Here is a 20,632-nt window from a genome sequence, read left to right as displayed (position 1 = left end):
CTGGAATATTTTCTCTGAGGTGAAGGTCATTATGTAAATATTTGTCTGATTCTGGCGCTAATTTTCGCAAATATACTTTAATATCTTCCAGTAATCTTTCCTCATTCTCATTGATGGCTAAAGCAGTAGTTGTATGACGAGAAAATACTAAAACTTGACCATTCTGAATCGGAGTTGATGAAATTGCAGCTTCAACTTCTGGGGTAATATTATGGATGTTGATTCCCTCGTTAGTTTGAACCTCAAGTATTTTGTTAAAAATTGGCATTTTTTTTACTTTTATCAATTATCAGTAATTAAGCACTCTTAACTTGCAGATTTTCAAAGCCTTATACAGCAAAGCTTTTAGCCAAACCTATAAAATGTGGAAGCTTCATTCGTTGGGAGGGGTTTTAATTTATTTTGACTTATGTCCTACGGACACGCTTTGCTAATAACTTCCCCTCGTGGGGCCCTCAGTTGCTAAAGGTTTCATATTTCATTTAAGTTAAAATAGTTTGCAATCCCTTGACTAATCTTTCAATTCCTGAAACAACAGTATCCTTTTGTAATGCACCATAAGCGACACGTAAATAACATCCATCATCCATTCCAAAAGTTGTACCGGGAATGACTGCAACTTGATATTCGCGAATTAATTTTTCTACTAATTCAAAGGAATCAATGGAAGTATTAACTTTCAAGAAAAAATAAAAAGCACCATTTGCTGGAGCGATAGTACATAAATCTTCTAAATTTTGCAGCGAATCCAGAACTAATTCTCTGACCTCAGCGATCGCACCAATATTTTTTTGCAGATATTCTTTTTTTGCCTGTAACGCTCCTAAAGCTGCATACTGGGAAACTACTGGCGGACATATCAAAATTGTATCTTGAACTTTTTTGATTTCTCTAAGTAAATGTTTGGGTACAACCATATAACCGATGCGCCAGCTAGCAAAGCCATAGGCTTTAGAAAGGCTGTAAAGAGAAATAGTGTGTTCCCTACTTCCTGAAAAACTCCCAGGCGAACAATGTTCTACACCGTTGTAAGTAAAATATTCATAAGCTTCATCGCTGATGTGATAGATATCATGGGAGCCGCACATTTGATTCACTGCTTGCAGATCGCTTTTTGAATAAACTACTCCTGTTGGGTTGTTAGGGGAAATCGTTACTACTGCTTTTGTTTTGGGGCTAATAGAAGAAGCGATCGCGTCCGGTAATAACTGATAATTTTCATTTGTTGGAACCAACACCGGGTGACAACCAGCCATTCTTATAGCCATTTCGTGATTGAAATAATAAGGTGTATTAAGAATAATTTCGTCTCCAGGAGAAGTAATAGCTAAAACAGCATTCATGAATGCCATATTGCTTCCTGCAGTTACAATAATGCAGTTTTCTTCATTAATTTTTATATTATTAAAAGCCTGTAATTTTACAGACAATATATTTACTAATGATGGGATTCCTTCGACTGCTTGATAAAAATTATTATTGGGATTAGTAAGGAATTTTGGTAATAGCTCAATTGCTTCTACAGGTGGTGAATAACCTACGACTCCTTGTCCTAGAGAAATAGTTCCTGGTGAACTTTTAATAAGTTCGCCAACGATTGGAATAATCGGAGATTGTACTATATGCATCCGAGAAATCAATGATTTCATATGATTTAAGTTTTTTTATCAAAACAGCCATTTGATTTAATTGTCTATTAAATTGGTAATTGTAGGTGTGATTCTTTCCTTAATATTTTGAGATGAAAACCCACAAGTACCAACTTATAAGTTCTATCCACAAGCCAATAATTATAGATATTGGAAACTTGAAACTGGATGATTTTGATAAGCAGAATACACTAAATTCTGAATCTTCATAAACTAATAAATCAATATATTAAGTTTTCCATAATAGTTGCTGCATGTTATATATTTAGTCCTGAATTTTCTGTCAGAGTTGTGTATCCTGGAATGGATTTGAAGCTAATAGTGAAATGGAGGAATAATGAACCCCAAAATGATGCGTCTGTTATGGTCTGTAATTGAAACAAGTCAGACCAAGACGCTTTTACAATTAGATGACGCTAGCTTGGTACAATGGCTGCTTAAACAAACTACAGATCGAGCATTCTTAGATTGTCGTGAAACAGATTCTTTGAGCAACTATATCCAATCTCGCTTACCTTTAATTCGCGATATAGCGCGCGAACGTCAATATTGCTAAACCATGTATTTTCTTACACTTAAGCAACAATTTAAGCAACAATACAATAGCAACCAAAAAATAGCACCCGAACAAGACCAGGTGATATCAATCGAAATAAAAACTAAGCTGATTGGGGTAAATAACCTTCAATTAAACAGTCAGAATCTATTGATTTGACTGTGACACGTTCTAATTGTAATGCTTCCATCATAGTAGAAAATCCCAATTCACCTACCGGAGTAGGAGCATCAGAGCCACCGATAATTTTTGGTGCAATAAATGCTAATATTTTTTGTACTGCACCTTGAGTGATGGCATTAGCAGCCAATATTCCTCCACATTCCCATAGTACGCTGCAAGAACCACGTTCGTATAAAAACGCCATTGCTTTACTGGGTGTAAGTGGTGTTAGTTCCACAACCTCTACCCCTTTGTGTTGTAAGAATTCTTTAAACTCAGAATTGGCTCCTACCTCTGTTAATACTAGAGTAGGGGCTTCGCGAACATCCCATAAATTTGCATTAAAAGGTAAATTAAGATTGCGACTCATTACTACCCGTAAAGGATTATGCACGTCAGCTTGATGGCTGGTTAAATAAGGGTTATCTTGTCTAACTGTATTACCACCAACTATTACCGCATCACAACCCACCCGTAATTGATGTACCTGCTTTCTTGCTGCAGTATTAGTAATCCAATTACTGTGACCCTTAGATGTTGCAATTTTCCCATCTAAAGTCATGGCATATTTCAAAATTCCTAATGGTTTTTTGTAGCGAATGCGATGGATAAAACCTTCATTTAGTTTTTGACAGGCTTCTTCTTCTACGCCCACTACAACTTCTATTCCCACTGAACGCAGACGAGCAATTCCACCTGCAGCAACTAAAGGGTTAGGATCTACCATTCCTACCACAACTTTGGACACCCCAGCAGCTATAAGCGCTTCAGAGCAAGGTGGTGTACGTCCATGATGATTGCAAGGTTCAAGATTAACATAAACAGTTGCCCCCCGGGCATTTTCGCCAGCATCTTTAAGGGCAAAAACTTCAGCATGAGGCTCTCCAGCCTTTGGATGAAATCCTTCACCAATAATTTCTCCATCCTTGATAATAACTGCTCCCACCATTGGATTTGGTGAAGTGTATCCCAACGCACGGCGAGCAAGTTCCAAGCATCTTTGCATCATTTTACGGTCAAAATCGTTAAAATCAGTCAAAGATTGATGAATCAATTGCTTTGTGTCATTATCTTTGCCTGTTGGTATATTTGGTTGTTCAACCATCGGGTTACGATCCGTCTTTCAATTAGTAAACACTTTGAATGTATAGCAATTTGAACTTGCACAGAAATATTAGCGATCGATTTCCAATACCCAAGCACTAGGATTGGATATTATTTATTAGTTCTTGAGAAATTAATTTTTTGCTTGAATAGTAAGTCTCGGGTTATTCGCTATAAACATCTTCATAGCATCGCCAAGATGTCAAATATGATGAGGAGCAAAAGTAAAGTACTTTGTAGCTCCTCACTGTAATTAAATGCTTTAAGTATAATTTAATACTTTTGGGTAGATGTAAAGCTGTTGTTGTTAAAGCTGCTCGGCTAATTTAACTTTTTGCCACCAGTTATTAAGTGGGAAATACAAAACAGGAGCCCATAAACTACTAAGAATTGCAGAAGCTAAAACCACCTTTTGATAGTAAGTCCAAATACTTTCCAAGTGACGATTCCCCATCCAAATCATTTGCGATGCAAAAATCGTCTCACTTAGGACTGACATCCCAAATACAATTAAAGCAATAGAAATAAAATCTTCTTGAATAAATCTTTGTTTCTGAAATAAACCGGTAAGTAAACCTACAACTCCTAAACTTAAAGCATGGGTCGGTTCTGGTGATGTCATTCCATCTTGAAGCAAACCCAATATAATTCCAGCAAACGCACCTTGTAATGCTGGTCGCTTTACACTCCAAGCTACGACCCAAATTAATAACCAATTAGGTGCAATGCCCAGTAATTGCATTCCTGGAAGGCGACTGGGTAATAATAATAAACATATTAACACGGATCCAATAATAACCGACCAATCTAATAATTGACGCAAACGGGGATCCAAACTAGATAGGGGTTTTCTTTGACGCTTAAGTTTACGTGCTTTCGATTTTGACATTGAGGATTTTTGTGGCTTTCGCCTTATCCGTTGCCGTAATACATTTTTGAATTTCATTGTTTTGGATTAGGCGTACACAAACAATATTTATTGAGGTTTATCTGATTCATTTTTAGTTGCTTTGGAGTACACCATCACCCAATCAAGAGAACTTATCGGTGGAGATAATTCCACAATAGCAACTGATGTTGGTAATCTTTTTAAATCTAGAGACTTAATTTTTCCCATAGCTAGACCGGGAGGAAATTTCTGGGAATAAGTCGACGTTGTGATAAAGTCACCAATTTTGACGTTAGGGACTTTTTCATAAAATTCAAGTTCAGCCTCTCCCGTAGAAGAGTTTCCTCTTAAAACACCTTTAGCAGCAGTACGATCAATCGTAACACCCACCCGAGAACTGGAATCGCTGATTAGTAATACTCGACTAGTGTTGGGAGTAACATTGTCTATAAGACCGACAAGTCCACCTTCCGCCTTGACTATGTAGTCTTTTTTAATTCCATCAGCACTACCACGATTCAGGATTACTTGCTGCCACCAATTATCTGCACTACGTCCTACCACACGAGCTAAAATCGGTTTTGATGTTAAAGAACTTTTCTCTACATATTTCAATAAACTTTTTAACTTTTGATTTTGAGTTTGAAGTGTAATTATGCGATTTTCCAATTCCTCAATTCTGCGGTTATCTTTTTGACTCACCTCTAAAGGTGTTTGTTTGTGTAATACTTCCAAAGGGCGATTAATAAGTTGATATAGTTCCAACAAAAAACTGCCTTGAGTTTCTCTTACCATCCAGGTAATTGCCAAAATCAAGGTTATTATTCCTACTTGCAAACCCCTACGTTCCCACCACCGACGTAACGTAAACATATATACCTTTTTTATATAAAATTTAATTAATTTCTGTCAGTTAACTCAAGCTAGATTATTCAAGCTAGATTATTCGGGCTAGATTATTTGAACCAATAAATTTATGATATCGGATCCCTCCATGGGACCCAATATCTTGAAATCATATTTAAAGCTACATGCTGCGCGAACGAGCACTGAAAACCCGTTCTAGCTGTTTAAAGTTTTCTAAAACCCGACCTGTTCCTAAAACTACACAACTCAAAGGATCTGCTGCTACATGTGTAACAATTCCTGTCTCATGGCTGATTAAAGTATCCAAGCCCTTAAGCAAAGCACCACCACCAGCAAGCATGATACCCCGATCTATAATATCTGCAGCTAGTTCCGGAGGAGTACGCTCTAAAGTCCGTTTCACAGCTTCAATAATTACTGAAAGTGGCTCAGACATACTTTCGCGCATTTCCGGTCCCTTAATTGTAACAGTCCGTGGTAAGCCAGATAACAAATGCAAACCCCTGACGTCCATTATTGCTTCTTCATCGTCTTGGGTGGGATATGCAGAACCGATTCGAATTTTGATATCTTCAGCAGTTCTTTCCCCAATCACCAAATTATGGACTTTTTTCATGTACTGAACAATAGCTTCGGTCAATTCATCACCAGCTATGCGCACAGACTCACTTAGTACAGTACCTTGCAAACTCAATACAGCAACTTCTGTTGTACCGCCACCAATATCAATAATCATATTGCCAGTCGGTTCGGCTACCGGAAGTCCAGCGCCGATCGCAGCTGCAACAGGTTCATCAATTAAATAAACCTCTCTTGCACCTGCTTGAGAAGCAGCATCCATTACAGCTCGTCTTTCGACACCTGTTACACCACTGGGAATACCAATGACAATGCGAGGTAAAACTAAAGACTTACCTTCATTTACGCGCTGGATAAAGTTTTTTAACATTAACTCGGCTGTATCGAAGTCAGCGATTACACCATCGCGCAAGGGGCGGAGGGCAACCACATTTCCAGGCGTCCGACCGAGCATTTTTTTTGCATCTTCCCCAACTGCTAATGCCACTTTTTCATCTCGATCAATGGCAACAACAGAAGGTTCTTGAAGCACGATACCTTTACCAGATACGTAAACGAGGGTGTTCGCGGTACCTAAATCGATACCCATATCCCGCGATAAGGAAAATTTACTGAAAAGACCCACGCGATTTTTCGCCCCCTATTTTCGATACTTTTTAACTACGACCGTAAGAGAGAATTTGGCTGGATTCTATTACGTTTTTTATCCCGAGTCTAGTAAAGCAGACCATATTTTTATATAACTTTGGGGTGCCTTAACTTTACTCTGGGTTATTTGTCGATCTTCTTAGATTGTTTCAGTATATCCGTATAATTTTGTGCCACATGCAGAATCATTTTTATCATCTTTTGGAGGTACTTCGCCGTTTAATTTCTTACACAATCGTAATTGTTTCTTTATTCGCTACAATTTAATTTTATCGATTTAATAGTATTTTTGTACTGTAAGCAGTGAGTTATGAGTATTAATGTTGTAACCTTGGTGGGTCGTGTAGGTGGCGAACCCGATATGAAATATTTTGAATCAGGTAGTGTAAAGTGTCGGCTTACACTAGCAGTTAGAAGACGTTCTCGTAATGCTGACGAACCAGATTGGTTTAATTTGGAACTATGGGGTAAAACAGCAGAAGTAGCTGGTAATTATGTGAAAAAGGGTACTTTAATTGGAATAAAAGGTTCCTTAAAATTTGATACCTGGAAAGATAGAAATACAGGAGCAGATCGTTCTTCACCAATTATCCTGGTCGATCAACTCGATCTGCTTGGTTCCAAACGTGATGCTGAAGCAGCAATGATGGACGGTAGCCCAGACCATTTTTAGGTATTTGGCACTAGCTGACTAGGGACTGGGGATTGGGTGGGGAATCGCCACAAGATGGTACCTGCTCTAGACATCACACAACTCCTAACCCTATTTCCAAATCGTTAATCCCCAGTCCCCAATCCCCACTAATTCAATAACTAATTTGCAAAGTTACAGTTGCTTCAACCTTCTGTTCGCCACCGATTATTGGAGTTCTAGGAGCATCAGCAGTTCTGGCTTGTGCAAATGCTGACTCACCTCGAAATATTGGCGGAACTTGAGCCCTAGCATTATCAACCTCAATACCAACTATTTCTTTGGAACTTAAACCTAAGGACGCTAGGACAGCATCTGCTTGCTCCCGAGCATCTTGCGTTGCTTCTTTGAGCGCTTGCTTCTTCGCTTCACTAATCATTGCCTCTGGAGCTATAAATCTAATACCATCAATTCTTGTAGCTCCAGACTTTACTGCTTTATCCAAGATTTCCCCAGCTTTTTCTGTAGCGATTTGAAAGCTTACTGTGTTGGTCGCACTATATCCAGTGAGTCGTCTGATATTGTCCTTGAAACTGTAAACTGGATTGAGACTTATCCCACTAGTTGTAAGTTTTTCAACCTGTTGGGATTGTAAAAGTTTTACTAAAGCTTGGGAACGACGAGCAGCTTTCAGCTGAACTTCTTGGGCTATTTTTCCTTGAACCTCAACTCCCAAGTTTATTTGGGACAGTGTTGCCGCAATTTCTTCAACACCCTGTCCTCTAACAGTAAGGGTTCGTAACCTTTTCGGTGGGGTTTGCCCCACTGCAGGTTGGGCTAAAATAGCTCCCCACAGCAAAATTAAACTAAAACCTTGAAAACTTAATCTTTGCAAACTAAAGCCTTGGAAAGTTTTTTTAGTTTTCAATTTAGTTTTCAATGAATACCTTGACAAAGTATATTTACTCACAATAACTAAAACTCCTCAGAAATAAAAATGAAATACTCAATTTCTTATATTTAATTAATTAATAAATAAATTAATAATCATAATTAATTACTGATATTTTGTCAGTCATTTTAACAAAACGGTGTTTAAAAAAAACTTCTTCAATAAATATGCTTCAAAAAATTATGCATTCAATAATAAATATTTATGCCTGAAATAATCAATAGAGAATACTAGATTTAGATTTAATTTTTAGGAGATTTTTTATGGCTTACTGGCTAATGAAAACCGAACCCAATGAATATTCCTATAGTGACTTGGAACAAGAGGGAACTACAGTTTGGAATGGAGTTAAAAATGCTTTAGCTCTAAAGCATTTACGTAATATGTCATCCGGTGACTTAGTTTTTATATATCATACAGGCAAAGAAAGACAGATAATTGGATTGGCAGAGGTGGTAAGTCAACCTTATCCCGACCCTATGCTGAATGATAGCAAGCGAGTAGTAGTAGACATCAGGGTCATGGAAAGAATTTCTCAACCATTAACCTTGAAAAAAATCAAGGGAAGTAATCTTTTTGGAGAATTTGATTTATTAAGATTACCAAGGCTTTCCGTGCTCCCCGTACCCGAGTCTTATTGGAATCTTATATTGAAGTTAGCAAAGACTAATAATTGATTTATGGTGAAAGTTGTAAATTTTGTTCGTAATTGTTTCCAATTAACTAGTAAATTAAAGAAAGGGATTTCCAATAACTATCTTCAATAAACTTGTAAATTAAAGAAAGGGATTTTCGCAAAAGTAATGGTGTTGAATTTAATCACTTTCTCGTCTTCCTTACTAGCAACAGAAACAGAGGCACCAGAAAGCTCGCTGGTAGTAGCAGGAGTACTACTAAGTTTAGTCATAGTGTATTTCGCTAGCAAAATTGGTGGTGAATTATCTAATCGTGCGGGCTTACCTGCGGTATTAGGAGAACTTGTCGGTGGCGTCGTCGTAGGTATTTCTGTACTGCATCTGTTAGTATTTCCTGAATCTGGGGCTGATAGTTCTAGCTCTTTGATTATTTCTTTTCTTGAAACAACAACCAAACTTACTCCGGAAACTGCAGAGAATTTATTTCAAGCCCAATCTGAGGTCATTTCTGTTTTATCAGAATTGGGTGTAATTATTCTTTTATTTGAGATTGGTTTGGAGTCTAATCTTAAAGAACTATTAGCTGTAGGTATGCAGGCTTCTGTAGTTGCAGTAATCGGGGTAACTGTTCCCTTTGCTGCAGGTACTGCAGGGCTAATGATGTTGTTCGGAATTTCGGCTGTACCGGCAATTTTTGCTGGTGCTGCACTGACCGCAACCAGTATTGGTATAACTTCTAAGGTACTCTCAGAAATCGGGCAGCTTAATACCAAAGAAGGACAAATTATTTTGGGCGCTGCAGTTATCGATGATGTTCTGGGAATTATTGTCCTAGCTGTAGTTGCTAGCCTTGCTAAAACAGGGGAAGTAGATGTAGCTAATGTTGTCTTCTTGATTATTAGCGCCAGTACTTTTCTTTTGGGAGCGATCGCTTTGGGTAACGTTTTCAATAATTCCTTTGTGGCGGTTGTTGAAAGACTGAAAACCAGAGGTGAATTAGTTATCCCAGCGTTTATCTTCGCTTTTGTTATGGCATACCTTGCCGCTGCGGTACAATTAGAAGCTATCTTAGGAGCTTTTGCTGCTGGCTTAGTTTTGGAAGAAACAGACAAGCGCAAAGAACTGCAAAAACAAATCATTCCCATTGCTGACATTTTAGTGCCGATTTTCTTTGTCACAGTAGGAGCGCAAACTGATTTACGAGTTTTGAATCCAGCCATTCCTAGTAACCGTGAAGGTTTTATTATGGCGGTTTTCCTGATTGTAGTTGCGATTCTCGGTAAAGTAATTACAGGCTTCAGTGTTTTTGGCGAAGCAAAAGTCAACCGTTTGGCAATTGGTGTGGGGATGATTCCTCGTGGTGAAGTAGGTTTGGTATTTTTGGGTATTGGTTCCGCCACTGGCGTACTCTCAGAACCTTTAGAAGCAGCTATCATTTTGATGGTAATTCTAACCACTTTTCTTGCTCCCCCCTTACTACGGTTTGTATTTCCCCAGGAGGAAAAATTGGCAACTTCCACTCCTGGAGGTTTAGGAGAATCCATGGTTATGGAAGCATCTAATTCGATGGTTCCAGCATCAAGTGATACCGTAATATCGGATTCCTCCTCCAGTTCTGGTAATGGTTAATTTCCTCAAAGATTAGCCGACTCATTGCTTGAATTAGTTTCCTTATCCCCACTTTAGAGTGGGGATAAAAGCACTATATTGATAATTGTTACATGATAACCACGGATATATTATGTATTTGATTGCACTTACTGATACTCAGTTTTTCTAGCATCGTCCATATTAATTACTCTGGAGATAAATTTAAAATTTGGAATAACTGACTGTGAAGAAAAATGAACTGTAAATATCTGGAGGGAGTAGGACACAAACTAAAACATGTATAATATATTTCTTTGTTTTGTAGTAAAAATACGTGATTTAATATAAACTCTATTAATTTATCCTATAAGTTGAACTTAAATAACTTAATTGAACTAAAGGACCACTACATGAAAAAACGATCGCAGAAGTGAGCTAGCAGTAATCGAGCATAAAAATGCGGAAACTTATACAATTTCATTTTCGTCCCCTAGAAATATAAATTTTAGGAGTATTTTTAAATTATTGGCAATATAAATGGCAAGATAACTATTATTATTTATTTTTGTCCTTGAGCTCTTCACAAAGTCAATTGTGGTGATATTTGTTTGGGATAATTCAGGATTTGCATCCGCACATCGTTGTCATATTGATTGATAGCGGATATTTTTGACACGGTGCATCGATAGCCATAACCACACATCCGATAAAACAAGATTCAAAATAGAGCTTTTTGATTGGAATTTACTGCCATCGTCACTTCTATCTATAGGATTTTGGTGTAATCTGATGCTTATTAAACAGCATTTTCTCGCAAAAAATACATGAATATCCCAAGTCATGCTAGAATTTGACGCCAATGGCTGCGTCTAGGTGCGGGCGCGAAACAATGCATGTGGCACTGAAAATACTTCTTTGTAGTTTTTTACTACGATTAAGAGAATTTTTATCCAAGAATTAAGTCTGAGCGGTAATAATCTTAAGCCACTAAATTGTAATCGCTCTCATAAATGCAAATCAGGAGAAAGCACTGTGAAATTACACTGGTTGATACCTGGTACTCTTTTAACTGTCTCCCTATTATCGTCGCCTGCGGATGCAGCAAAACTGCAGTCTTGGCGTTTTGATGCCGATTTAAATCAATTAGAAATCAATACTGATGGTGCTGTTCAACCTAAAGCACAATTGATTTTCAACCCCACGCGGTTAGTCATTGATTTACCGGGAGTTGAGTTTGGGCGTCCACAATTAAGAAAACCTGTGGGTGGTGCGGTTCGTACTGTCCGTATTGGTCAATTTAACAAAGAAACAACTCGAATTGTTGTAGAACTTACTCCTGGCTACACATTAGATCCTTCTAAAGTTAAGTTCACGGGAAAAACTCCTAAAAAGTGGATGGTGCAGTTACCAACCCCACAACTGGACAAGATAAATTCCTCTGCAACAAATGACATTAACGTTTCTGGTCGAAGAAATAGCCGTTCCTCGGTGAAAGGAACTGTAATCAACCGTTCGCAAATTGCTCAACGTAAAACTCAAGGTACAACTCAAATTCAAAGTTTGCGAGTTACAGGAGATGGGTTATTCGTTCGCACTAGTGGTGGTAGACCAAGTGTAAGAATAAACCGTAGTAGAGACAAAAAAACCATTGATGTTCAGATTCGTGGTGCACAGCTATCACCTAACTTTAAAGAACGCGAACAGCGAATTAATCGTTACGGCGTTAGTAGTGTTGAATTTTCCCAATCGGAATCAGACCCCTCACGGGTAAAAATGAGATTGAGGGTAAATAAAAACAGTCCTGACTGGCGAGCAACAGTGAGTAGTTTTGGGGGAATAATCATTCTTCCAACTCGTAAGGTGGGAAATCTTCCTAGCCCTCCCATACCTTCAAAGACTCCGAAACCAATTGTTACCCCAGACCGATCCCCAAGAAGACCTATTAGACCCATACTTACACCGAATAGTTCTCTAGCGACGATTAAATCTGTAGAATTGGCTGATGGGGGTAAAAAACTAGAAATTAAAGGCGATCGCAATTTATTTGCTAGCAATACTACTTGGGATAAGAAAACAGCTATGTTTCTTATCACCATACCCAATGCGCGTTTGGACTCTTCAGTAAGAGGAATTGGCTTTCAACCTAATAGTTCAGTTTTACGGGTAAGTTTAAGACAAGAAAATGCCAATACTGTTGGAGTTTATGTTTTACCTGCTTCGCGGACACAGATTGGTCGTCTGAGTACTAGAGGTAAAAAATTAACATTAGATCTAGGAAGAGCACGACGTATTACACCTCCCATTGCTTTACCACCAATTCCTAGACCAAACCCGATATCATCCCCAGGAAGACAAATTTCTCCACCATCAAGAAGAACTACACCTGCGAGACGTCCAAATCCTAGAGGACGGGTTGTAGTGATTGTCGATCCAGGACATGGTGGTAAAGATCCGGGTGCTATTGGAATTGGTGGATTGCGAGAGAAAGATATAATTCTACCAATTAGTCAAAAAGTTGTAGAAATTTTAGAGAAAAATGGTGTTCAAGCTATTCTTACTCGTAAGTCCGATTACTTTGTTAGTTTGAAAAGAAGAGTACAGTTAGCAGAACAAGCCAATGCAAATGTTTTTGTCAGCATTCATGCGAATTCTGTAGGTCTGAGTCGTCCCGATGTGAGTGGATTGGAAGTTTACTATTACAATAGTGGTTATGGATTAGCACAAAGCGTTCGCAAACGTGTTTTAAACACAGTCAATGTACGCGATCGTAGGGTAAGAAAAGCTAGATTTTACGTGCTTAGAAAATCTTCAATGCCTGCTATTTTGGTAGAAACTGGTTATGTAACAGGTCGGGAAGATGCTGCAAAACTACGACAGCAATGGTATCGGAATAAGATGGCAGAAGGAATTGCTCGTGGTATTCTTGATTACTTGAAGCGTTAATAGCCCATTAACTTTTGCTATCATTCGCAAGGTGAAGATAACAAGTTGATTACATTAGATTTTTATTCTATGTGAGTTTATTTTGAATAAATTACAAGGAGGGATATTTAATCTTAAAAATAAAAACATTCAAATCCTTTCCTCTTTTACTTTATGAGTGAGGAAAGGTATTGCAGACTTAATTTAGCTCATACATACTTAAACTTCCAAATATAAATATTTAGATGTTAGCAACTAAAGCTTTTCTCTTCAGAGGAAAGCTTTTATCCAAAATAGCTTGAATTAAAATTTTAAGGTTATATGATTCTACTTTTAGAGAATTAAAAATTTAGGGCTGGTCTGCTGTAATCAAGCTATGCCCAAAATTAAATCACGTACTATTCTACTATTAATTTATTTTATTTCTGCTGATTTCACAACCAATAATCTCTTAAGGACCACGGCAAGAATAAGTTGCACAAGTCTTTTTTTAGATATCTGTCTGGGTAAGGAAATTACGCATTTGGTTAGGTTTGAACGCGGCTACGCCGAACAGGTAGTGGGTCGAAGACTTGTGCAACTTATTTGATGTTCAATCCTAAGTTCTTGAATTTGAAAATGTACGTGCCTAATGCATTTTTAAGAATTATTTGTATGACTATTATTAACTATTTGTGCGGTATAAATAGTTAATATATGAAAATCATCGAATTAAGCAGTTATTTGCTAGGTTTATCTTAATAGTAGGTAAAGATATAAACATTGTTAGCAAATTTATCAGTAAGTTTTCAAAACTTTATTAAAAAAACATGGAGCATATACTCAAATAGGTAAAGAATGAGTCTATGTAAATATGACGCTGTTACAATACCTCGAGCATACATAGGTATATCTCAGCTTACACCTATTGAAATCTAATGCCACAAAATTATGCCACAGATTAAAACCTATAAATTGTGTCTCTTTTATGGTTGAAGCTTGTAATTTTTAAAATATATAAATTTATTCAAATTGTAAAAATTTAAACAGATAGACTCAAGTAAATAATAATACTATATTCTATTTTAAGTTTCCGATTGCAAACACAAAAAATATATTCATATAGCCTCAAGTTATAGTCCCAAAAGTAGTTTTCAAGCATAAAGTATATAAGATATAACTTCATACTATACTTTACACTTGTACGGCTTAGTAATTTTTTTAACAAAAATAGAATAAATATTTTATTAACATTTATGAATGCGATTCAGGAGAAAGCACGGTGAAATTACACTGGTTAGGGTCTGGTACTATTTTGGTTACCTTGATGCTATCATCACCAGTTCGCGCGGGTCAGCTGAAATCTTGGAGCTTTAACCCGAATAGAAACAGCTTAGAAATTTATACATCTGAAGCTGTTCAACCAGAAGCGCAGCTAGTATTTAACCCAACAAGATTAGTAATTGATTTACCTGATACAGATTTTACTAGTCCTCAGCTTAGACAACCAGTTGGTGAGCGAGTTCGTAATATCCGTGTTGCTCAATTTAACCGCGATACAACTAGAATTGTTGTTGAACTAGCTTCTGGTTATACCTTAGACCCGCAAAAAGTCCAATTTGTTAGTACAAATCCCAATCGGTGGAAAGTCCAATTACCAGATTTACAGCGTCAGCCATTAGGATATCTTAAACCTAATACTTACCGGAATAACCTGAATTCTGCCAACCTGAGTCGTAGTAGCCTTATTTCTCGTACTCCATCAGATACCACACAGATTGAAAGTATTAGGGTGACTGGAGATGGATTTTTTATCAGAACGAATGGTGAAAAAGCAAAAAAAATCAAAGTCAAACGTAGTCGTAATGGCAAAACAGTATATTTGGACATTTTTGGCGCAAACTTATCGCCCACATTAAGGGAAAAGAATTTTCCTGTAGGTAGACACGGGGTTAGTAATATTGAAATTACGGAAGAAGAAGGAAAAAAACCCAAAGTCCGCTTAGCTTTAAAAGTTGATAAAAAAAGCCCTGATTGGCGAGCAAGTTACAGTAGCAATAATGCTTTGGTATTCATACCCAAAAGTCCCATTAGTAAGTCATCATCAAATAATAATTCTCAAACTTCTTCTTTTCTTATTAATCCCCCTAGTAGTTCATCTAGAATTACAACTAACACCTGGACGAGTAGCAATAATTCCCCAGCAACTATTAAATCTTTGGAATTGAGTGCACTTGGGTCACAGTTAATGGTTAGAGCAGATCGACCCTTAGCTGCAAAAGGTGGTTGGGATAGAAGAACTGGGCTTTACCGTATTGAAATAACTAATGCTAATCTCGCTGAGAATATTCAAGGTCCACGATTTAACGCTTACAGTCCCATCTTACGGGTACGCTTGCAAAAACAAGACCTACGAACGGTTCTTATTTTTGTTCAACCAGCCCCCGGAGTTCAAATCGGTAAATTGAACCAACTCAGTCCAGACCTGTTAACTTTAGATTTGCACAGAAGAACTGGTGTTAGACGACCGAACGTAATATTACCACGCTTTCCTGGAAGAACTTCTTCCAGCCTTCCTAGAGTAAACATCCATAATCGTCGTTTTACTCCATCATTAAGACGTTCCTGGTCTCCCCCCAATCGACGATATCGAAATGAAAGATTAGTAGTTATGATTGACCCGGGACATGGGGGTAAAGATCCAGGTGCGATCGGGATTGGAGGATTACGAGAAAAAGATATTATCTTACCAATTAGTATTAGAGTCGCCCAAATATTGCGGCAAAATGGTGTTCAAGCTATTCTTACTCGAAACTCTGATTATTTTGTTAGCCTTCGGGGCAGAGTAGATGTTGCTCAGCGAGCGAATGCCAATATATTTGTCAGTATTCACGCCAATTCATTAGGTTTAGGTCGTCCAGATGTTAGTGGTTTAGAAGTCTATTATTTTGATAGTGGATACCAACTTGCTCAAACTGTTCGCCGAAGTATTCTTAGGAGTGTTAATGTCAGAGATCGAAGAATAAGACGAGCAGGATTTTATGTTTTGAGAAAAACTTCCATGCCAGCAATTTTGATCGAAACAGGTTATGTTACAGGTCGTGAAGATGCTGCAAAATTGCGTAGCGCTCAATATCGAGAACAAATGGCACAAGCTATTGCCAATGGTATTCTTCAATATTTGAAGGGGCGATAAAAGTATATTAAGTATATTTCAAATTTTTAAATAAAGGTGCAGTATTATAAATCGATCTCTTAGATAAGAATTTTGCATGCGAGTGAGCATAATTAATTCTGTATTTAAACCAGTATCTTATTGCAAAAATATAAACTAAAAAATTACCAGTGTTTTCATCTCAATTTTTGGAAGACAATTTTAGGAATTTGTCGAGTTCGGAATCTCAAACGTCTCCCATTGGCATTTTTGATAGTGGGGTCGGTGGTTTGACGGTATTGCGTGAAGTATATTTCCAGCTTCCCCAAGAATCCGTAATTTATTTTGGTGATACTGCTCACTTACCATATGGTATGCGTTCTCAGACGGAAATTTTGCAGTTTGTTCGTCAGATTTTGACATGGATGCAACAGCAAAAAGTCAAAATGGCAATTATGGCTTGTAACACCAGTTCAGCCTTAGCATTGGAAACTGTACGTTCTGAATTTCCTTTTCCAATTCTTGGGATAATTTTACCCGGAGCAAAAGCTGCTGTGGAACAGGGTAGACGTATAGGCGTTATTGCAACTCTTCCCACTGCGAAAAGTAATGCTTATAGGAATGCGATTGTGGAGATCGACCCTGAAATTCAAGTTTGGCAAGTCAGCTGTCCCGAACTTGTACCGCTAATTGAAGAGAATCGAATTTACGACCCATATACTACTGAAATCACACGATCTTACATAGAACCCTTATTAAACAACCAAATCGATACTTTGGTATATGGTTGTACTCATTATCCCCACTTAGCACCAGTATTACGAACAATTCTTCCTAATAAAATCAAACTCGTAGATCCTGCTGCTCATTTAGTCAGAGCTTGTGCTCAAGAATTAGATCTACTTAAAATTAAAAATACTCTTACAGCACAACCAACTCGCTTTGCTGTAAGTGGCTGTCCGCAACAATTTGCTCAATCTTGCTTGCAGCTATTGGGTTATACAGCAACTGTAGAAATAGTAGACTTAAACAGTATCTCTGTTTGCAACTTACGACAAGATATTACTAGTTAAGATCGAAACTATTGATTAATTAATAGATACTTTTATTTAAACTGGACTTGGTTATACTACATCCAGTTTTACGAGAATAAGTTTGACATTAAGATAGCAAAAAGTCATTAGTCGCCCTCTAAATACGCGATTAATGACTTTTTTTGATAATCCTAGAATATATTTATTCTATAAATCATCTATGCTACTTGAATATTTCAAATTACTGATTGGTTTAAACGTACTACTTTAATGCTTCCGACGTTAAAGAGACGTTTTGTTCGGCTTCATCTTCACTAGCCGTAGGAAATCCACTCATTGCAGCTTCCCTTTGGCTTCTTTTTGCTAAGGCTAGCAATAAATAAACTGTGAAAAGATAACCACAAGCCAATATAAAAATCATCATAAGCACCTCCCCGTTACACTTGTTCTCCCAGCACTTCTTGCGTGAAAATATTAACTTTGCTTTACATAGATAGATTTGCTCTACTTACCGCCGTATTCTATTGCACATAAAAGTTTGTGATAGAAAAGAAATAACTCCTCTACCCAAAATTATTAAAAATCAAAATCTAGTACAGATAATAAATACAGTGAAGGCGTACTTCAGATAGGTAGGTACAAATGAACAATACCTGCAAACTGAAACTAATGTACTATTTTAACTGTATAGAATATAATTTTATCTATCGGCGGGGGCAACCTTAAAGTCAAGAAAAGACACCAATAAGGTGCTTTCCTATTCAAGGACAGCACAACCCTAAATCCTACAAAACTCACACACCACCACTAGAACTAAATTGTTAAATAATTCTGGCTATTACAACAGAATATAAATATTCTTTAGCACCAGATGCGCTGAGCACTGCCTGGAGCTTTTAACTATCTCGCGTTCAAGTGACAAAATTAAATCGCTTATATATTAGCCTAACATAAGGAGTTTGATTTTTATGCTAACTGTTTAGCCCATTTTCACATTTTCTTTAGAAAATTTCAAAAGTCTTGAATCAGTTAACATCTGGTCAAAACCTATTCCGTAGTAGTCGTATGTTTTGCTTTCTATAATTTATTATTACCTAAAAATAGATACTATTTACTTATGCTTTATTTAATACTTTTGGTATCTTCACAGTATCTTCTTATGTGTATACGATAGAAATAATACATGCATTTAATAGGTTTAGTCGCGGTTGCCAAATCGAGATTAGTTAAAATTAATCATAATTGATTAGCTTTAAGGCTTACTTTTTATTACTTTTGTTCTGACGTCTGACCCTTTACTTCGGCAAGCATGAATAAATGTATTCACTGAAGCGAATAAGCTAAAAAATATACATTTCATTTTTAGCAAAAATTAACTTTTAGAACGTTAATATTTGTATAGTAACATAAAGTACCTGTGTGTTGGGATGTTGAATTTTATAGTTCTTATTTTTTGGATTATCTACATAAAAAATCGTGGAGAAGGTAAAATCATTTATTTTTAGTCGTATTTGATTTTTTTTATGAATTACAGTTGGTAATTTCAGTTAGTCTTGTGTCAGACAACCTGGTTAATCCTTTGCTGGATTACTAGGTTATCTTAAAATGAATATAGAATATGTAATCTTTCGTAACTTAAACACAGAGCTCGCTCATCGATGACCCCAGCCACATCCCTTTTTTCCCCTGTGGAAGCAGATCTGCAAATATTAGCAGATAATCTCAAAGAATTAGTTGGAAATCGCCATCCCATTCTTAAAGCAGCAGCAGAACATTTGTTCAGTGCAGGTGGAAAGCGTATCCGACCAGCGATTGTCCTACTGATATCCAGGGCAACCATGAAAGATAAAGATATTACGCTTCGTCACCGACGTTTAGCTGAAATAACCGAAATGATTCATACAGCAAGCTTGGTGCATGATGATGTTGTTGATGAGTCCGATATCAGGCGTGGCGTATCTACGGTTCATAGCTTATTCAGTAACCGTATTGCAATACTCGCAGGAGACTTTTTATTTGCTCAATCCTCTTGGTATTTAGCTAACCTAGATAATTTAGAGGTTGTCAAATTATTATCAGAGGTGATTATGGATTTGGCAGATGGGGAGATTCAGCAAGGACTACATCGCTTCAATAGCAGTATTTCTTTGGAGACCTATTTAAATAAAACCTACTATAAAACTGCTTCATTAATAGCTAACAGTTCTAAAGCTGCAGGCTTGCTTAGTGGAGTTTCTCAAGAAACAGCAGAGCACTTGTACGCTTATGGTCGTAATCTTGGGTTAGCATTTCAAATTGTTGATGACATTTTAGACTTTACTAGTTCAAGTGATACTCTTGGTAAGCCAGTGGGTTCAGATCTCAAAAGTGGTAATTTAACAGCACCAGTATTATTTGCTTTTGAGGAGCAACCATATTTGGAAGTTCTTGTAGAAAGAGAATTTGCCCAGTCTGAAGATTTAGAACGAGCAATTGAGTTAATTAAAAACAGTCAAGGTATAAAACGTGCACGCGAATTAGCAGCCTATCATGCTAGTGTAGCTGTCGAGCATCTCCAAGATATTCCTCCCTCTGAATCTCGTCAAGCATTAATAAATATGGCTGACTATGTATTGAGTCGGCTTTATTAAAACGTAGAAAATTAACTCCCGCAAATTCAACACCGCATAAAAGTACTTCACCCTAAACTCTGTAGAGTAAAAGTTTGTCTATAGGAGTGACACATCGCTTCTAACCCACGAAAAGCCATATTAATTATTCTTTTTCCTTTTGCGATTTCAGAAGGTAGATTTTTCCTGAGTTTATGATACTTGTGCTTGAGTGAATTCTAGTTTTTAATACCACCCATGTTTAGAATGCAACATATTTTTAGATAGATATTCTGTATTGCAGTCAGTTTTTCATTAAGCGTACTCTCTCAACTTGCACATTTCATAACCCTTGTATAGCAAAGGTTTTAGCAAAAGCTAAAAAATGTACCAGTTTCATTCATTGCGAGGGGTTTAATAAATTTGATTTTTGCTGTGCTAACGCCCCGTGATGCTAATAATGCCTTTGGCGCGGTCTGTTATGTCCTACGGACACGCCCTTAGCCTGCGGTGTCGTCGGCGCAGCCCCTAGCTTTTAGCTGCGCTGAGCTACCTAACCTGAGTTCGGGATAAGAAAAAGGACAGGTAGTAAGCTGAGAATAACATCAAATCAGCAGCCTGTCCTATGTTCAGTTTAGATGCTTTGTTTTGTCATGTAGATGATTTTTGTAAGTCTTTTGAGGCTCAATGGCA

16 protein-coding genes are annotated in these 20,632 nt (G+C 37.3%); 8 read left to right on the top strand and 8 right to left on the bottom strand.

Annotation, left to right across the window (positions count from 1 at the left end):
- Together QNJ50_RS22660 and QNJ50_RS22655 are read right to left on the bottom strand one after the other, a co-directional pair.
- On the bottom strand, positions 1–268 hold a 268-nt coding region (locus QNJ50_RS22660), incomplete at its 3' end, for a YjbQ family protein (protein ID WP_300639859.1).
- Positions 269–482: 214 nt separating this feature from the next.
- The gene (locus QNJ50_RS22655) at positions 483–1,649 is read right to left on the bottom strand and encodes a pyridoxal phosphate-dependent aminotransferase (protein ID WP_300639856.1); all 1,167 of its coding nucleotides are present in this window, start codon (positions 1,647–1,649) and stop codon (positions 483–485) included.
- 337 nt (positions 1,650–1,986) lie between these two features.
- On the opposite strand from QNJ50_RS22655, the gene QNJ50_RS22650 reads away from it, so the two are divergent.
- A complete protein-coding gene (locus QNJ50_RS22650) occupies positions 1,987–2,205 on the top strand; it encodes a hypothetical protein (protein WP_300639853.1) in 219 nt (72 codons plus the stop codon).
- 103 nt (positions 2,206–2,308) lie between these two features.
- Here QNJ50_RS22650 and ribD read toward each other — a convergent pair whose 3' ends face one another.
- From ribD to QNJ50_RS22630, 4 genes are all read right to left on the bottom strand, one after another.
- Positions 2,309–3,376: a bifunctional diaminohydroxyphosphoribosylaminopyrimidine deaminase/5-amino-6-(5-phosphoribosylamino)uracil reductase RibD gene (gene ribD, locus QNJ50_RS22645; protein WP_300639869.1), complete on the bottom strand. Its 1,068-nt coding sequence runs from the start codon at positions 3,374–3,376 to the stop codon at positions 2,309–2,311.
- 402 nt (positions 3,377–3,778) lie between these two features.
- Positions 3,779–4,360 carry a rod shape-determining protein MreD gene (gene mreD, locus QNJ50_RS22640; protein ID WP_300639865.1) on the bottom strand — a complete coding sequence of 194 codons (582 nt, stop codon included), beginning with the start codon at positions 4,358–4,360 and terminating at the stop codon, positions 3,779–3,781.
- 87 nt (positions 4,361–4,447) lie between these two features.
- On the bottom strand, positions 4,448–5,233 hold the full coding sequence (gene mreC, locus QNJ50_RS22635; protein WP_300639850.1) for a rod shape-determining protein MreC: 786 nt from the start codon (positions 5,231–5,233) through the stop codon (positions 4,448–4,450).
- A gap of 154 nt (positions 5,234–5,387) precedes the next feature.
- Positions 5,388–6,395 carry a rod shape-determining protein gene (locus QNJ50_RS22630; RefSeq protein WP_027844292.1) on the bottom strand — a complete coding sequence of 336 codons (1,008 nt, stop codon included), beginning with the start codon at positions 6,393–6,395 and terminating at the stop codon, positions 5,388–5,390.
- Between the two features lie 369 nt (positions 6,396–6,764).
- On the opposite strand from QNJ50_RS22630, the gene QNJ50_RS22625 reads away from it, so the two are divergent.
- Positions 6,765–7,127: a single-stranded DNA-binding protein gene (locus QNJ50_RS22625; protein ID WP_300639845.1), complete on the top strand. Its 363-nt coding sequence runs from the start codon at positions 6,765–6,767 to the stop codon at positions 7,125–7,127.
- Positions 7,128–7,260: 133 nt separating this feature from the next.
- Here the strand turns inward: QNJ50_RS22625 and QNJ50_RS22620 are convergent, their stop codons facing one another.
- Positions 7,261–7,944, bottom strand: coding sequence for an SIMPL domain-containing protein (locus QNJ50_RS22620; protein ID WP_300639862.1), 684 nt, complete (start codon positions 7,942–7,944; stop codon positions 7,261–7,263).
- A 356-nt stretch (positions 7,945–8,300) separates the two neighbouring features.
- Here QNJ50_RS22620 and QNJ50_RS22615 point away from each other — a divergent pair, with 356 nt between their 5' ends.
- From QNJ50_RS22615 to murI, 5 genes are all read left to right on the top strand, one after another.
- The gene (locus QNJ50_RS22615; protein ID WP_300639842.1) at positions 8,301–8,714 is read left to right on the top strand and encodes an EVE domain-containing protein; all 414 of its coding nucleotides are present in this window, start codon (positions 8,301–8,303) and stop codon (positions 8,712–8,714) included.
- Positions 8,715–8,840: 126 nt separating this feature from the next.
- Entirely contained in the window at positions 8,841–10,301 is a 1,461-nt protein-coding gene (locus QNJ50_RS22610) for a cation:proton antiporter (protein ID WP_300639839.1), read from the top strand.
- A 993-nt stretch (positions 10,302–11,294) separates the two neighbouring features.
- The gene (locus QNJ50_RS22605; protein ID WP_300639835.1) at positions 11,295–13,205 is read left to right on the top strand and encodes an N-acetylmuramoyl-L-alanine amidase; all 1,911 of its coding nucleotides are present in this window, start codon (positions 11,295–11,297) and stop codon (positions 13,203–13,205) included.
- Between the two features lie 1,240 nt (positions 13,206–14,445).
- On the top strand, positions 14,446–16,359 hold the full coding sequence (locus tag QNJ50_RS22600) for an N-acetylmuramoyl-L-alanine amidase (RefSeq protein ID WP_300639832.1): 1,914 nt from the start codon (positions 14,446–14,448) through the stop codon (positions 16,357–16,359).
- Between the two features lie 149 nt (positions 16,360–16,508).
- A complete protein-coding gene (gene murI / locus QNJ50_RS22595; RefSeq protein ID WP_300639829.1) occupies positions 16,509–17,390 on the top strand; it encodes a glutamate racemase in 882 nt (293 codons plus the stop codon).
- Positions 17,391–17,613: 223 nt separating this feature from the next.
- Here murI and QNJ50_RS22590 read toward each other — a convergent pair whose 3' ends face one another.
- Positions 17,614–17,775 (bottom strand): hypothetical protein, encoded by a 162-nt coding sequence (locus QNJ50_RS22590; protein ID WP_300639826.1) that lies wholly within the window; start codon positions 17,773–17,775, stop codon positions 17,614–17,616.
- Between the two features lie 1,234 nt (positions 17,776–19,009).
- On the opposite strand from QNJ50_RS22590, the gene sds reads away from it, so the two are divergent.
- The gene (gene sds, locus QNJ50_RS22585; protein WP_300639823.1) at positions 19,010–19,981 is read left to right on the top strand and encodes a solanesyl diphosphate synthase; all 972 of its coding nucleotides are present in this window, start codon (positions 19,010–19,012) and stop codon (positions 19,979–19,981) included.
- The last annotated feature ends 651 nt before the right edge of the window (positions 19,982–20,632 follow it).

It is taken from the genome of Mastigocoleus sp. MO_188.B34 (assembly GCF_030065675.1).
Classification (GTDB): domain Bacteria; phylum Cyanobacteriota; class Cyanobacteriia; order Cyanobacteriales; family Nostocaceae; genus Mastigocoleus.
The sequence above is the reverse complement of the archived record's forward strand: the minus strand, read 5'-3'. Positions and strand labels throughout refer to the sequence as shown.